At 65.8% G+C, this 14590-nt stretch carries 12 protein-coding genes; 4 read left to right on the top strand and 8 right to left on the bottom strand.

Features of this window, described 5'->3' with window-relative positions; translation table 11 throughout:
* Window positions 1–85: 85 nt before the first annotated feature.
* The gene (locus tag ASE00_RS07225; protein WP_056378565.1) at window positions 86–526 is read left to right on the top strand and encodes a response regulator; all 441 of its coding nucleotides are present in this window, start codon (window positions 86–88) and stop codon (window positions 524–526) included.
* Here the strand turns inward: ASE00_RS07225 and purU are convergent.
* The 8 genes from purU to ASE00_RS07265 form a co-directional block, all read right to left on the bottom strand.
* A complete protein-coding gene (purU, locus tag ASE00_RS07230; RefSeq protein WP_056378567.1) occupies window positions 519–1373 on the bottom strand; it encodes a formyltetrahydrofolate deformylase in 855 nt (284 codons plus the stop codon). The two genes, ASE00_RS07225 and purU, sit on opposite strands and share 8 nt — an antisense overlap.
* 173 nt (window positions 1374–1546) lie before the next feature.
* Window positions 1547–2017 (bottom strand): hypothetical protein, encoded by a 471-nt coding sequence (locus ASE00_RS07235; RefSeq protein ID WP_056378569.1) that lies wholly within the window; start codon window positions 2015–2017, stop codon window positions 1547–1549.
* Complete coding sequence (locus ASE00_RS07240; RefSeq protein ID WP_156405303.1) at window positions 2014–7023, bottom strand: DUF11 domain-containing protein; 5010 nt, start codon at window positions 7021–7023, stop codon at window positions 2014–2016. The genes ASE00_RS07235 and ASE00_RS07240 overlap by 4 nt, the downstream gene beginning before the upstream one ends.
* Window positions 7024–7085: 62 nt before the next feature.
* Entirely contained in the window at window positions 7086–8192 is a 1107-nt protein-coding gene (locus ASE00_RS07245; protein ID WP_082594501.1) for a DUF11 domain-containing protein, read from the bottom strand.
* Between the two features lie 23 nt (window positions 8193–8215).
* Window positions 8216–8683 (bottom strand): hypothetical protein, encoded by a 468-nt coding sequence (locus ASE00_RS07250; RefSeq protein ID WP_156405304.1) that lies wholly within the window; start codon window positions 8681–8683, stop codon window positions 8216–8218.
* 14 nt (window positions 8684–8697) lie between these two features.
* Window positions 8698–9666, bottom strand: a complete 969-nt coding sequence (locus tag ASE00_RS07255; RefSeq protein ID WP_156405305.1) for a hypothetical protein — start codon at window positions 9664–9666, stop codon at window positions 8698–8700.
* A 182-nt stretch (window positions 9667–9848) separates the two neighbouring features.
* On the bottom strand, window positions 9849–10124 hold the full coding sequence (locus ASE00_RS07260) for a hypothetical protein (RefSeq protein WP_056378578.1): 276 nt from the start codon (window positions 10122–10124) through the stop codon (window positions 9849–9851).
* A 101-nt stretch (window positions 10125–10225) separates the two neighbouring features.
* Window positions 10226–10912 (bottom strand): response regulator, encoded by a 687-nt coding sequence (locus tag ASE00_RS07265; RefSeq protein ID WP_056378580.1) that lies wholly within the window; start codon window positions 10910–10912, stop codon window positions 10226–10228.
* Between the two features lie 148 nt (window positions 10913–11060).
* Here ASE00_RS07265 and ASE00_RS07270 point away from each other — a divergent pair, with 148 nt between their 5' ends.
* The 3 genes from ASE00_RS07270 to ASE00_RS07280 are packed head-to-tail and all read left to right on the top strand — an operon-like array spanning window position 11061 to window position 14538.
* On the top strand, window positions 11061–11672 hold the full coding sequence (locus tag ASE00_RS07270; protein ID WP_235538561.1) for a LuxR C-terminal-related transcriptional regulator: 612 nt from the start codon (window positions 11061–11063) through the stop codon (window positions 11670–11672).
* On the top strand, window positions 11669–14155 hold the full coding sequence (locus ASE00_RS07275) for a CHASE3 domain-containing protein (RefSeq protein WP_056378584.1): 2487 nt from the start codon (window positions 11669–11671) through the stop codon (window positions 14153–14155). Before ASE00_RS07270 ends, ASE00_RS07275 begins: the two co-directional genes overlap by 4 nt.
* On the top strand, window positions 14152–14538 hold the full coding sequence (locus ASE00_RS07280) for a response regulator (protein WP_056378586.1): 387 nt from the start codon (window positions 14152–14154) through the stop codon (window positions 14536–14538). Before ASE00_RS07275 ends, ASE00_RS07280 begins: the two co-directional genes overlap by 4 nt.
* Window positions 14539–14590 lie beyond the last annotated feature (52 nt).

Below are 14590 nucleotides of genomic sequence, written 5' to 3' on the forward strand. Positions count from 1 at the left end.
CTGTAGGTCATGACCTACGCACGACTACTGAATACGGAAAAAGCGGCAGATATCCGAGTTTCTTTGGTGGGATTGTGGAGGCCGCATGAAGATATTGTGCGTCGATGATGATTTCCTGACCTTGCAGGTCACGGCGGACCTGTTGCGCGAACTCGGCCATCATGTCCTCGAGAGTACCGACGGCAGATCGGCGCTCGACCTCACCCGGCAAGCAGCGCCCCCGATTGACCTGCTGATCACCGACATTTTGATGCCCGACATGGACGGAACGACCCTGGCATCGAAAGCCCGCATGTCGATGCCGGGGCTTCCCGTCGTCTATATGACCGGCCTGCCAGTCAAACCGGGTGGCGAGGATCCCGTCGTCGCCAAACCGTGCAGCCTCGGCGCCCTGTCGGACGCGATCCTGATCGCCGGAACGCGTCCATCTCTCCCGCCCAGCGACGACGATATCTGGCGGCAGCTCGTACGTTTGCGGTCGCTTCGGCGGCCCGGCAATCGCCCGCCGGCAGCCCGTTTCAGCTGAACACCACCGTGTTCGCGCCGTTCATCAGGACGCGATCTTCGAGGAAGGCGCGGACCGCGCTGGCGAGCACGCGGCGTTCGATGTCGCGGCCCTTGCGGACGAGGTCGTCGGGCGTGTCGCGGTGGCTGACACGCTCGGTGTCCTGTTCGATGATCGGCCCCTCGTCGAGGTCGGCGGTCACGAAGTGGGCGGTCGCGCCGATCAGCTTCACCCCGCGCGCATGCGCTTGATGATAGGGCTTGGCCCCCTTGAAGCCGGGCAGGAAGCTGTGGTGGATGTTGATGCAGCGCCCCGACAGGAAGCCGGCCAGATCATCCGATAGGATCTGCATATAGCGGGCGAGGACGATCAGGTCGGCCTCGCTTTCCTCTACGATCGCCTTGATTCGCGCCTCCTGCGCGGGCTTGTTATCCTTGCTCACCGGCAGGTGGTGAAAGGGGATGCCGCCAAAATCGAGATGGGCATAGGTCTCGCGCGGATGATTGGCGACGATGCCGACCGGCTCCATCGCCAGCTCGCCGATCTTCCAGCGGTAGATCAGGTCGGCGAGGCAATGGTCGAACTTGCTGGCGAGCAGCAGGACGCGCTTGCGCGCCGCCGAAGGGCGGAAGCGATAGTCGAGGCCATGATCGGCGGCGACGGGAGCGAAGCCCGCCGCGAGCTGCTCGATGGTGGCACCACCGACCAGCGCGAATTCGACCCGCATGAAGAACCGCCCCGTCAGCAGATCGTCGAACTGCTGCGCCTCGAGGATATTGGCGCCGTGCCGGGCGAGCGAGGTCGATACCGCGGCAACGATGCCGGGATGATCGACGCAGGACAGGGTGAGGATATGGGTCTCGGCCACGGCATTCCCTTCGCGGCGAGGGTGCCGCGCGACGCCGCTTGGCGGCGGCGACTGGCCGGGTCAAGTCTGGAACGGTCGATCTGATAGCATCAGGTCTACCGTCCCAGTTTTTTGAATGACCGCGATTTCCGAGCCGGCAGATGATTGCATCTGCCTAGAAATCGCTATGGCTGCTATTTTACCACGGCACGGAAGGCGACGGTGAAGCTGTCTCCGGCGACCTGGCTGCCCCCGACCTTGACGCGGATATTGGTGACATTGGAATCGCTGCCGTCGCTGCCGGCCGATGGGGTGTAGGTCCAGGTCGAGCCGTTATCGCTCGAATATTCGAGCGCGCCGCCGGTCGGATAGGTCAGGCTCGACAGCGCGCCGATCGTCACCACCACCGATCCGACATAGAATTTGGTCTTCGCGGGGATCGCGTCGGTGATGGTGACGTTGCGCGCGGTGCTCTGGAACAGAGCGTTCGACACGGTGATGACATATTCGACGCGCGCGCCCGGGATCGCCTTGGGCAGCACGAACTTGTTCTCCGTATCCCAGACCGTCGATTGCGTCTTGCTGACGGTCAACGCCGCCTCGGCGTCGGCCGACAGCGCCACGAGCCCACCCAGCAGGAGGAGGAGCCAGCGCAAGTTCTTCATCGGAACATCCCTCCGATCTTGCCACCAAGCGCGGCCATGCTTTGCTGATCGAACTTCAGGCGCATCGTCACATAGGGCCCCTGCCGCAGATAGCGGTTGTCCTCGAAATCGCGGTCATGGAAACCCTTCATATTATAGCCAAGGCTGATCCATAGATTGTCCGCCGGGCTGACGCCCACCGATGGGCCGATGCTGAAGGCGACGGCCTTTTCGGTCCAGGCGTGCTGGACGCTGCCGCTGATGCCGATATCGATGCGGCGGCCGATGTCGCGGCGCAGATCGAAGCCGGTGACGTCTATCAGCCCGTCGAACTTGTCGTCATCGAAACGCCCACGGACATATTTGACGCCATAATAGAGCGAGGCTTCCCAGCGATGATCCTCGCCCTCACGCCCGTCGCGCCAGTTGACCGCGAGGTTGTCGATGATCCGTGTCGACAGCGCGTCGGCGCCATTGGCGGTGCCGACACCAAGCAGATTGCCCGCGCCCACCCCGGCGTCGCCGCGCTCGTGGCGCAGCTCGGTGCGATTGAGGATCGACCAACGGCTGTCGAGCGGACGCCAGGCGATCGCCACATCGCCCGACATCGCCGCCGCCACCGCGCCATTCTTGTCCCGGATGCGATAGAGACGGAGCGTCGAAGCGATCGTGCGGCCTTCGCCTAGCCGGCGCAGGATGTTGCTGCTGACGCCCCAGCGGGTCGAGCTGTCGCCGTTGCGATGCTCGGCGCGTCCGTTCCATGACCAGCTGCCCGACTGCCACGCCGCGCCCAGGCTGATCGAGCGGTAATCCTCGTTGATATTACCGTCCTGGCCCAGCGTGCCGCCCAGCGCCACCGGATGCAGCGGATTGACCACCGCGCCCGCCGGGATGCGCCCGCTGACCGTCTTGCTCATGTCGAGCGAGGCGTCGATCGTCCACTTCTCGCCGATCGGCAGCGACTGCGACATGCCGAACTGCGCGAAGCTGCGCGGGCCGCTCTCGCCCACCGTCTCGTGGTTGACCGTGCTGGTCAGCTTCGCCCCCGCCCAGGGCGCGACGTCAAAGCCGATGCGCAGGCCGCGCGCCGCATAGCGCTCACCCTTCGCCATCTCATAACCGCCGATCAGCCGGACCGCTTCGCTGAACCGGTAGCTGGCGTCGATCGTCCGGCGGACCGGAAAATCGACGCTGTCCTTGTTGCCGCCCAGCGCGAACTGGTTCTCCGCGGCGACGAGCAGCTTGCCGTCGAACAGATCCTTCGACCCGCCCATGGTCAGCAGCTGCGACTTCTTGGCGAGGTTGCCGACGCCGCGATCGTTCGCCAGTTTGACCCCGGCGTGGAAGCTGACGCCGTCGCTGCGCCATTCGGCGCGCGCATCGAGCGCGTCGCGCTTCGCCGGGCCGGTCAGCGACTGCTGATGCCAGGCGGCGGCGTTTATCGCGATCTTGCTGGTCAGCTTGACCCGGCCGTCGGCGCCGAATTTGCGGGTGCCCGCCTCGACGACATTCTGCTGGCTCACGCCGTAATGCTCATCCTGCTGGCGGACATAGGCGAGCAGGTCGATCCGGGCGTCATGATGCTCGACCTCGGCGACATAGGCGCGGTCGGAACTGTTGCCGCCCTCCCCACCCGCTGCCGCCTCGACGCGCAGCTCGGTGTTCTTCGCGACCTTCGCCTTCAGATCGACGCCGCCGACCGTCGCGGTGCCGCTGGTCTCGTCGCGCAGCATCGTCGCGCCGATCTCGACCCGGTCGTGGAGCAGCGACACCGCCGCGCGGCCGCCCGCCACCAGCCGCTTCGCGCCGGTGCCGTAAAGCTCGTAATCGACGACGATGAAGACGGGATTGCCGTCGGCATCGCGTGACAGGACGGGCGACTTGAAGACCAGCGTGCCCCGGTCGGTGTCGATGTCGTAATCGATATGGCGCGTCAGATTGCGCGTCTCGACGATCAGTTCGGAGCGCAGGCGATCGCGGGTCTCGATCCGCACCTGTTCGCTGTTCGGCAGGATCGCCCGGCCACGCAGGCGATAGGGGCCGGTCAGGCCGCTGCCCTGGATCTCGTCCCGCGCATAGCTTTCCGCGCTGTTCGCGGCGAAGCCGGTGAAGGAGACGACCCGTCCCCGGAATTCGCCCTTCACGCCATTGAGGGTGCGGCTGAAGCGGGTCAGCTGTGTCTGGGTGAGGTTGGTCTGATAATCGCCGTAGAGCGCGTAGAACTGGCGACGCTCGAGGCGCAGGTAGAGCTTGCCGCGCGTCGCCGCGTCATAGCCCTGCGTCGTGCCGTCGCCATAGACTGTGTAATAACGATCGGGATCGATCGCCGACAGCAGGCCACGATCCTTGTCCTGCTTGTGGTTGCTGTCATAGGCCATGGTCAGCAGCCAGCTGCCCTTGATCCGGCCTTTGGCGTAGAAGGCAAGCTGACCGTCGGTAAAGCTGTCATGCTTGCTGAGCAGGCCCGCCTTGCGCGCCTTGCCCGACAGGATGTTGTGGCCCAACGTGCCCGCGCCGAAGCCGACGACGACCCATTCGCGCGCCGCCGCCTGCAGCCAGGGACGAAGCTCCATCGTGCGGGTCTGCCCATTCTGTTCGAACTTGATGACGATATGCGCAGCGCCGGCCTGCGCGGTCGGCTCCAGCGCGATGAAGGCCACGCCGTCATCGCCCGCGACGCGCGCGGTTGGCAGGCCACGGCCGAGGCCTTCGAGCGGCTTCGCGTCCTGCGCGTCGCCCTCGACCGCCGCCATATAGGGTTGATCGATCTCGAAGCTGACCGGGGTGCCCTTACGCACCGGCGCGCCGTCACGGTCGGTCAGCCGCACCGCGATCGTCGGGTGGCTGATGCCATCGGCGATCAGGTGCGAGCGTGCGGGGAGATATTCGGCCTGCGCCGCCACATTGGCATAATGGACGGTGCGGGTGAGTGTGGTGACCAGCTTGCCCGACGCATCCGTGACGCGCGCTTCGAGCAGGTTGTCGCCCTCACGCAGCGGCAAGCCGGTCCATTTGGCGATGGCGACCTTGCCATTGCCGTCGCCCTGATCGCGGGCCAGATCGTCGACGGGCGCACCGTTGAGGCGAAGGTCGATCGCCTGGCCCGGAACATGCCGGATGACAACGCGCAGCACCGGAGCGCGCGGATTATGGTCGAGCATCGGAAACAGCCAGTCGACCCCGGCCTCATCGCCCGCCCAATCGAGCCAGTCGATGCCGTTGCCCGCCGCTGCCGCATCGTCCGCGACCGCCTCGGAAGGCCGGTTTTCCGCGGCGTCCGCCTTGGCCGGATCGCGCAGCAGGCTGAAATCGACGCGCTGGAGTGTACCGCCCTGTCCTTCGACGAAGCGCGACAAGGCGCGGCCCGCCGACCGGGTGTCGGGATCGCAATCGACCGGTGACAGCCCGGCCTTCAGGCTCTGGGTGTCGAGCTGGACGACGTGGCGGCCCTTGCGGACGCCTTCGATATGATAGAGCCCGTCCTTGTCGGTGACGACATAGGTGCCGTCCTCCATCAGGATGCGAATATTTGCGACGCCCTTGCGTGCATCGCCGGTGAGGCCGCACGCGCCCTCGGTGACGCGGCCGACGATCGTCAGCGCGTCGCTGTTCAGCAAGGGTCGAATCCGCACGGCGGCACTGCCGGTAGCGCTGCGCTTGCCGTCGGCATCGGTCGCGACGGCACGGTTGAGCGCCTCACCCAGCGGTGCGCCGGGCGAGATCATGACGCTGTAGCGGATTTCGAGCGAGCTTCCCGGGGCCATGACGCCCGGATGGAAGGTCAGCGAGCGGCCATCCGCACCGACATCGGGCTCGGCGACACCGCGCGTCGATCCGCGGCGATAGCGCATGCCCGGCGGCAGGACGTCGGTGATGGTGACGCCCGGAATCGTGGCCGATCCGTCACGATTGGCGAGGCGCAGCCGATATTGGACGGTGTCGCCCGGCGATGCGGTGCGCGCCGAGGCGATCTTGTCGAGCGACAGGCCCGCGGCGCTGGGGTCGATCGGGATGTCGACCTGGAGCGGATCGACCTGATCGAGCGCGAAATCGCGGCCATAGGAGGCCTCGACGACGATATAGGCACCCGCTGGACCTTCGAGCGTCGAAAGGCTGGCGGGGGCGACGGCCGATGGCGCGGTGTAGCCTGGCGGGGCATCGACCTGGAGCCGGTAGCGGCCCGATGCGATCAGGGGGAAGCGGTATCGCCCGGTTTCCGGTGCGTAGACCGCGCCACCGTCGTCGGTAACCGGCTGGCCGGTGATGACGGTCGATGGATAGAGACTGACGCCGTCGTCGCCGAACACCTGGGCGGGGCGGCCGGTGTCGGCATTGATCAACGAGACGGTGACGCCGTCGACCGGCTGACCGGTCAGGGAATCGAAGACCAGGCCGAAAGGATCGATAAGCGCCTCGTCGCTGGCGTTGTTGGTGCCGTCGCTCGAACCGTCGAATTCCACGGTGACCTTTTCGCGCGCGCTGGTCTGCAGCACGCAGTCTTCGGAGGCGACCATTGCGACCTTGGCGCTGATTGCTCCGGTGAACATCCCGCTGTCCGGGCCGGTCTCGGTCAGCGTCAGATGTTCGGCATCGCCCCGGTCCGACCAGATCACGACGTCGGCGGTCTCGGCGATCGACGGATCGTCATTGCCCGAGGGGTTGGTCAACTCGATCAGCACGGGCGCATTGGGCGCATAGCTTTGGCTGTCGCGATACATCGATGCCGGCGCCGAGGCCTGACCATCCTGTGCCGCGTCGGCGAGGGTGTGCTGCCCGTTGCGGCAGAGCGCAACCGGCAATCGACCGGTGAAAGAGGCGGGAAGCCGGGTGAAACGGATCGAGGCGGGCAAGACGCCCGCGCGCTCGATCGATACGGTGTTCGACGTCAACACATGCGCGGCACCGCCGTCGCGAAAGGACATCGTCGCCATATTGGAAATGGTCTCGGCACCCGCCGCCGCCGTCGAAACGGCGGCAGCGAGGCCGAGTAGTATCACGCGCGGCAGAGGACGGAGGAGCCGGGTCAAGGCTCCGCCGGTCCCCGGCCGCACGGACGGGGGAAAGGCGTCGATCTCGAACAAGAACTAGATCAGTTCAGAGTCACCCGGAAACGCGTCGTCCGCGTCGCTCCAGCCGCCAGGGTCGAGATTTTCGAGGCAATCTTGGTACCGTCGAACGAACCGGTGATGGTATCGCTGTCATCCGCTCCGGTCGCGTCGTCGTCCTCGTTATTGCCGTCATTGCTGCACACCCCGAGCAGGGTGGTGCCGTTCACGAACAGGCTGCCCGCCACGTAGGTCGCGTTGGCGGGGATATTATCGGTTACGGCGACATCGGTCGCGGACCCCGATCCGGTGTTCTTGATCTGGATACAATATTCGACGACGGCGCCGGGGATTGCCTTGGGCAGCAGCGAGCCGTTGATCGGATCGCTGATCGTCGTGGCTATCTTGGTCACGTCGATCGCGGTCGAACCGATATCATATTCGCCGAGCGCCGAAGATTTGCCGTCACGGACCAGATCGGCCGCGCCCGCCGCATCGGCGAAGACGTTGTCGATCGCATTGGCGGTGTCGCCGAGCGTGGTGGCGATGAGGTCCGCGCCGAGCGACCCGCCGGTGCCACCAGCCGCCGTGATCGCAGTGAGGACGACGCCCGCCACCGCATCGCTGGGCCCGGTGCTGGGAATATCGGCGACGATGAAGACCGTCTTGCTCTGATCGGGCGCAAGCTCGTCAATATAGGTCGCGGTATCGGTGCCGGCGTCATAGACATTATTGCCGTTCGCATCGACGAACACGCGGAAGTTATCGACCGCATAATTGTCGCTATGGCCGAGCAGGGTCGCCACCAGCGACAATTGCTGCACGCCGACCAGCTTGAAATCCTGGGTCGCGTTGGTGTTGTTGGTGACGGTGAACGCGATGACCCGGTCGGTCTCGCCGAAGCTCACGACCGTCGCCGTACCGCCGACCTGCGCCACCGTGACGTTGACCTTGCGGTCGACGAGGAAGGTCGCGGCGTTCGACGAGACGGGCGTCTGCGCGGCGCCGCCGATCGTGTAGGCGACACTGGCGGTGTTCGACACCGTCGTGCCTGCGGTCGTCCCCGCCGCGGCATGGACAGCCCCCGAGAGGACCAGCGACACCGCCGTCCCCGAGAAGGCCATCCCCTTGGAAAGCTTACGCAACTTCATAACTACTCCTGTTTTCAGCCCGATCAGCGAAGCGCTGCGTGAAAGGAAACCTCGCCCGCGGCCCCCGCCGCGATTGGGTTGGTGATGTGCCAGCGGACATGGGTGACGTCGGAGAGCCGCGCGGGCCTCCGGACGCCGCCGGGACCGGTGACGACAAGATCGGCGAGGCGCGCGAAGGTGTGGCCATCGATGGAAAGCTGGGGTTCGATGCCTGCACCCGCGCCGCGGTAAACCATCGTAGCGGGTACCGGGCTGTCGAGCACCACGTCGGCCGCAGGCTGCGCCGTATCGTTGCGATAGGCGAGGACATAGACCATCGGATCACCCGGAACGGCCCGGGCCGCGGGCACCATCTTCTCGGCTGTGCCGCCGCCCGGGAGACGGACGGTCTCGGCCTTGAGCACTCTGGTTTCGAGCGAAATGCCGCCCGCGAAGGCCGGGACGCTCAGCGTCATGGCGATCGCGGCCAGCAAGGCAGACTTGCATTTCATGGACATGCTCCGTTTCAATTGATCCGAACCTGGAAAGTGATCGCGCGCAGGGCGGGAGCGGCGACATCGCCGAGGCGTACCGCAACGCCGGCAGCGTCATATTGACCGCGATCGTCATCGGCCGCGTCGCTCAGCGCGGCGCCGTCGAGGGTGAGGCTGGCCGGGACATAGGTGGTGCCCGCCGGAATGGCGTCGGCAATCGCGACATCGCTCGCCACGCCGGTTCCCGCGAAACTGCCTTCGATCCGATAGGTAATGACTGCGCCGCGCCGCGGCTCGGCGCTGCCGTCCGGCGCGCGGACGCTCTGCGACTTGACCAGACTCGCGGCCAGTCCGCCGGGAACCGGCGCGGGGTTCTCGACGACGCCCCCGCTGTCGCCAATCACCGCGTCACCGCCATCCTGCCCGCCGCCGGGCACCGCCGTACCCCGCGCGCCGGCCCCGGTCTCCGACGTGACGGGGAGGATGACCTGGCCCAGGCCGTTGCCGCCCGTGCCGATCACGAAGACGATGAACGACTGGCCGGGGGCGAGCGGCGGCGTCTTGCCGCCGAACGGAATGGGCTGATCGACGCCGGGGTCGTAGCAGCCATTGCCGTTGCTGTCGGCCACGACGCCGCTGGCCACGAAATTGCTGCCGCCGGTCACGATGGGCGAACCGGGCATGAAAGCCTCCGGTCCGTTGCCGAGATTGGTTATGCGAAAGCCGACCGCGACCACGCCGGCCGCCGTCGCGCGCCCGCAGGCCGGCGCGGGCGTCACCGAAAAATCGATGATCTCCCCCACCCGGATGTCGACCCGGTTCGACGATCGCAACACTGCCCCGGCACCGAGGCTATATTCGATGCGCGCGACATTGCTGATCGTCGTACCCGCCGGGGTCATCGCGGCGGTCGCGGCCCCCGCAGCGATCGCCGCAGCAGTAGCCGCCCCCGCCGCGCAGACCCCGGTGCGACAAGCACAGGTCAGACGATTGAATTTCACGCGAGAACGCAAAACAAAAACCCTCGTAAATTAGGAAATACCCGTATTAAAAACGCGTCTTGCTGATCGCTCAGGAGCGTAAATATTGTATTTAATAGCGGGTTATATTATTTGTGATCGGTTATACTTAAGTCACAGAGAATATTCTTTGGTCGTATATTCGCGACGTAAGCGGCACGGAATCAACGCTGGACGGCCGACCCGATCTGTTTGATCGCGAGACACTGCCAGACACCATTGCAACCCTGGGCGGTGCCGCAGCGTGCTATGGTGACGGGAGTTTCGCTCGACAGCGAGCCGCAGCGCGCCAGACACATCAGGTCGCCTGCGGGCGTACGATAGAGAGCAAGGCGATGATCCGCCTCAGGCCGCCAGGGCAGATCGCTCATCGCGCGTCCGGCCAAGGCCTCTTTCAGGGCGCGAATCTTCGCCCGCTCTTTCCGATTGATCTTTTCCATCACAGCCCCCGTTCGAACGCCGGGGCCGTCAGGCCATGGATTATTTAACCTGGCGTTTCGGAAGAGCCGTTTGCCGGGGCTTTTGCCACCAAAGTCTTACGTCAGGCCGGAAAGCCTGCCTGGTTACGGACAGCGAGCCGCACGATCGTTTCCTCGGTGATCGCGCGCGCGGTAGGCCATAGCGCGATGCCGCCATGTTCCAGCGCGAGCCACGCCGCGCTGAGCGCGGGAAAGCCCAGCGTCCCCGCCAGGCCGCCCAGGCGATGCCCCAGCGCCCGCTCGTCGCCGCCCGCATCGATCGCCTCGACCGCTTCGAGGAGATTGATCCGCATCCGATCTATCATCGCGTCGGCCGCCTCGCGGCCGAGCAGATCGGCCAGCTGCGAAGCCCGGTCGCCTTCCGGGATAACCGGCAGCTCGACCGGCAACCAGCGCCGGGCCAGCGCGATCAGGTCGCTCGCGGCGAAGGGCTTCGACAACAGGCCATCGAAGCCGCGATCGATGAAATGCTGCTCCCCGGCCGTGGGCCCCAGGGTCGTGAAGGCGATGATGGGGATTTCCCGCGCCCAATCGGCCGCGGCCCGAAGATCGGCAACGGCCTGATAGCCGTCCCGGCCCGGCATCTCTATGTCGGCAAGGATAAGGTCATAGCGCCGCGCGCGGACCGCCGCGACCGCATCTGCGCCATTGCCGGCGATGTCGACGACCCCGATGGCAGGGAGCAGCGCGGCGACGATGGCCCGGTAGGCCGGCTCGTCATCGACTAGGAGAATCCCGGAGTTTTCCATCGCTATTCCCGCGATCAAGACTGTTTATTAGCAAAAGTTTAACTGCTTTTCCACCGGTCGCTAGGGGGCGCTTGTGGATGGAAGTGCCGGGGCCTAGTCTCGGCCATGTTGATCGCCGGGGTAGATCGGGGTGACTACTGGGAGGATATTGATCGCGGACGACCATCCGCTGATCCAGGAAGGCATTCAGCTCGCCATAAGGGCGCGTCATCCTGGCAATGTGGTGGACGTCGCGGGAACCATCGCGGAGGCGCAGGCCTTGATCGAGCGGCATGGCCGCTATCGATTGCTGCTGCTCGACTATGAGCTGCCCGACGCCAACGGCTTCGGCGGTTTCTTCCAGCTCCAGCACCTGCTGGGGCGGACGCCGATCGCGATCATCTCGGCCCACGACACCGCGCAGATGGTGTCGACCGCGCAGGCGGTCGGCGCGGCAGGCTTCCTGTCCAAGCGTCAACCGCTCGAGATGACGATCGCCGGCATCGAGATAATCCTGAACGGCGGCCGGGTCTTTCCGCCGTCCGCCGGCCCCGACGCGCAGGTCGATCAACTGCGCAAAAAGCTCGATAGCCTGTCGGGCGCTCAGCGCCGCGTGCTGCTGGCGCTGGCAAGCGGCGACCTCAACAAGCAGATCGCAGCCGACCTCGGTGTGTCCGAAGCCACGATCAAGGCGCACCTTTCGGCAATCTTCCGGAAATTGGGGGTCACCAACCGGACGCAGGCGATCCTGATGATGCGGCCGCTGCTCGAACCTTCATGATCCTTGCCCGGCCGCCCAGCCCCCGAATCCGTCCGAGCTGGCGGTTTGTCGCGCTGCTCGCCCTGATCGGGCCCGCCCTGCTGGCGGTGATGGCTCTGTTTCTGGGCGGCGAGATCAGGAGCGCTCGCAATGCTGGCGTCGCAGCCGGCAAATCGGTCGAATATAATCTGGCCGTGGCGGAGCTGTTGTCGCTGCTCAAGGATGCGGAGACGGGCCAGCGCGGCTATCTGATCAGCAGCGACAAGGCTTTCCTCGCGCCTTACATCGAAGCGCGCAGCCATTTCCGGGAGCAATGGGCCAACGTCATCCGGCTGACCCCGGCCGACGGGCCGGACGCCGACGACCTGCGCCGGGCGGACAGGCTGATCCACGCGAAATTCACCGAAATGCAGGCGCTGATCGACCTTCACGACCGTACGGGCCCGGCCGCCGCCGCGACACGCCTGCGCGCTGGCGTGGGCAAGGGGCTGATGGACGAGATCCGCGCCATCTTCGCCCGCATCGAGAAGCGCGGGCGAACCAACCTGCACGCCATCCAGAACCATCAGAATGCGCGAAGCGAGCGCACGCGCATGGTGATCTGGGCCTATGTCGCGATTACCGCGCTTTCCGCGGCCATCGCCGGGCTGCTGATCGGCAGAGGGATGCGGATCCGTAACCGGCTGGGGCAGGAGTATCAGGAGGCCGCGACGCGCCAGACCGCAATCTTCGAAGGTACGACCGACGCGATCATCGTGATCAACCCGAGCGGCAGCATCGAGACGATCAACCCCGCCGCCGAACAGATGTTCGGTTTCCAGCCGGATGACCTGCTTCGCCGCGACATTTCCACGCTGATCGACATCGCGCCCGGCGAAGGCCCGTTCCTGGAGCGGATAGGCATCGACAAGGGCAGACTGCGCAAGACGGAAATGCTCGATGTATCCGGCCGCGACAGCCAGGGCGAGACCCTGTCGGTCGACATCACCCTGGGGACGATGCGCCTGCCCGACGGCCTTCACATCATCGCGGCGCTGCGCGACGCCGCGAGCCGCAAGGAGGTCGACCGGCTCAAGGACGATTTCATTTCCACCGTCAGCCATGAGCTTCGCACGCCGCTGACATCAGTGGTCGGCTCGCTGGGCTTGTTGCGCAGCGGCGCGGCGGGCGAGCTCCCCGCGCAGGCGCAGCGGCTGGCCGAGATCGCCGAGACGAACAGCCAGCGGCTGATCCGCCTGATCAACGACATTCTCGACATCGACCAGATCCGTAAAGGACGCATGGCGTTCGACTATGCTGTGGTCGACCTGCGCGACGTGATGACGCGAACCGTCCAGGCGATGCAGGGGCTGGCGGACCGGCGGAGCATCAAGATCGCCATGGCCATGCCCGACGAACCGGTGATGGCGTGCGCGGATGCTGAACGCCTCATCCAGGTGGCGAGCAACCTCCTGTCCAACGCGATCAAATTCTCACCCGAGGGATCGGCGATCACCTTCGACCTGATCGGCGGGGGCGACGATCACATCATCCAGATCACCGACCGTGGCCCCGGCATCGATCCCGACTTTGCCCGCCATATCTTCAACCGCTTCGCCCAGGGCGCCCGGCCCGACCGCAAGATGATCGCGGGCACCGGCCTCGGCCTCGCCATATCGCGCGAGATCGTCCGCAACCATGGCGGCGACATATCCTTCGAAAATCGGGCCGAAGGCGGTGCGCGCTTCGCCTTCAGCGTGCCGCGCGACAGCGCCCAGGTCGTCGAGGGAGACCGTTCGGCGCGTCTCCTGATTTGCGAGGACGACAGCGACGCGGGCTTCACCATCCAGTCGATCCTGACCGCTCATGGCTATGCCAGCGACCTCGTGACCACGGTGCGCGACGGCATCGCTCATGCCCGCTCGCAGACCTATAAAGCCGTGCTGCTGGACCTGACCCTTGCCGATTCCGATGGAACGGACCTGATGCGCGCCCTGAAGGCCGACAAGGGAACGCAGCAACTGCCGGTGATCGTTATATCGGGCACCCCGCCGACCGGCGAAATCGACAGCAACAGCTATGCCGGCTGGCTGCAGAAACCGTTCGATCCGCCGCGCTTGATCCAGCTGATCCAGCGCGCGCTACGTCGCGCCGGCGCCCGCAAGGCGGTGATCCTCCATGTCGACGACGACGACGATACGCGCGAGCTTTTTTCGACTGCGCTGGCCGGGCGCGGATTGTTGCTCAGCGCCGCCAGCCTCGCCGCCGCCCGCACGATCCTGGCCGCGCGGCGCCCCGACGTGGTGGTGCTCGACCTCGGCCTGCCCGACGGATCCGGGGAGGATCTGCTCGTCGAACTGAAGAGATCGGACCAGCCCTTGCCAGTCATCCTGTATTCGGCCCAAGAGGTCGACAAGAAGGCGGGCGCGCTTGCCGATGCGGTGATCATCAAGTCGCGCCGCGCGCTTCCCAAGCTCGCATCGACCGTGCTCGATATCGTCGACCGTCATGGAGGCCCGCAATGAGCGACACCCTGTGCATCTTCTATGTCGACGACGAGGCCGACATCCGGATGATCGTCGAAATGGCGCTGCGGCTGCGTCCCGGCGTCGAGGTGCGCACCGCGATCTCGGGCGACGCCGCCTATGAGATGCTGCACAATGACAGCTGGCGGCCCGACCTGATGATGGTCGACGTGATGATGCCGGGGCTGACCGGCCCGGAACTGCTCGACAAGTTGCGCGCCGACCCCGACACTGCGGGTCTGCCGGTCATCTTCGTGACCGCCCGCGCCCGGCCGCAGGACGTCCAGGCCTATATCGCCCAGGGCGCGCTGGGCGTTATCACCAAGCCGTTCGACCCGATGACCCTCGCCGATCAGGTGCTGGAGCTTTTCAAGGGCGCGTAGCTCTCCCCCGGAGCCTCAGATCGAGCTTGCACCCCGGGAGAAGCGCCGCCAT

This window comes from Sphingomonas sp. Root710 (assembly GCF_001429065.1).
GTDB lineage: Bacteria > Pseudomonadota > Alphaproteobacteria > Sphingomonadales > Sphingomonadaceae > Rhizorhabdus.

Excerpts from the sequence above, each read along its gene's own strand:
- ASE00_RS07265 (WP_056378580.1), bottom strand. The coding sequence starts at position 10,912 with ATGGAAAACTCCGGGATTCTCCTAGTCGATGACGAGCCGGCCTACCGG.
- ASE00_RS07245 (WP_082594501.1), bottom strand. The coding sequence starts at position 8,192 with ATGAAGTTGCGTAAGCTTTCCAAGGGGATGGCCTTCTCGGGGACGGCG.
- ASE00_RS07235 (WP_056378569.1), bottom strand. The coding sequence starts at position 2,017 with ATGAAGAACTTGCGCTGGCTCCTCCTCCTGCTGGGTGGGCTCGTGGCG.
- ASE00_RS07250 (WP_156405304.1), bottom strand. The coding sequence starts at position 8,683 with ATGAAATGCAAGTCTGCCTTGCTGGCCGCGATCGCCATGACGCTGAGC.
- ASE00_RS07260 (WP_056378578.1), bottom strand. The coding sequence starts at position 10,124 with ATGGAAAAGATCAATCGGAAAGAGCGGGCGAAGATTCGCGCCCTGAAA.
- ASE00_RS07225 (WP_056378565.1), top strand. The coding sequence starts at position 86 with ATGAAGATATTGTGCGTCGATGATGATTTCCTGACCTTGCAGGTCACG.
- ASE00_RS07275 (WP_056378584.1), top strand. The coding sequence starts at position 11,669 with ATGATCCTTGCCCGGCCGCCCAGCCCCCGAATCCGTCCGAGCTGGCGG.
- ASE00_RS07280 (WP_056378586.1), top strand. The coding sequence starts at position 14,152 with ATGAGCGACACCCTGTGCATCTTCTATGTCGACGACGAGGCCGACATC.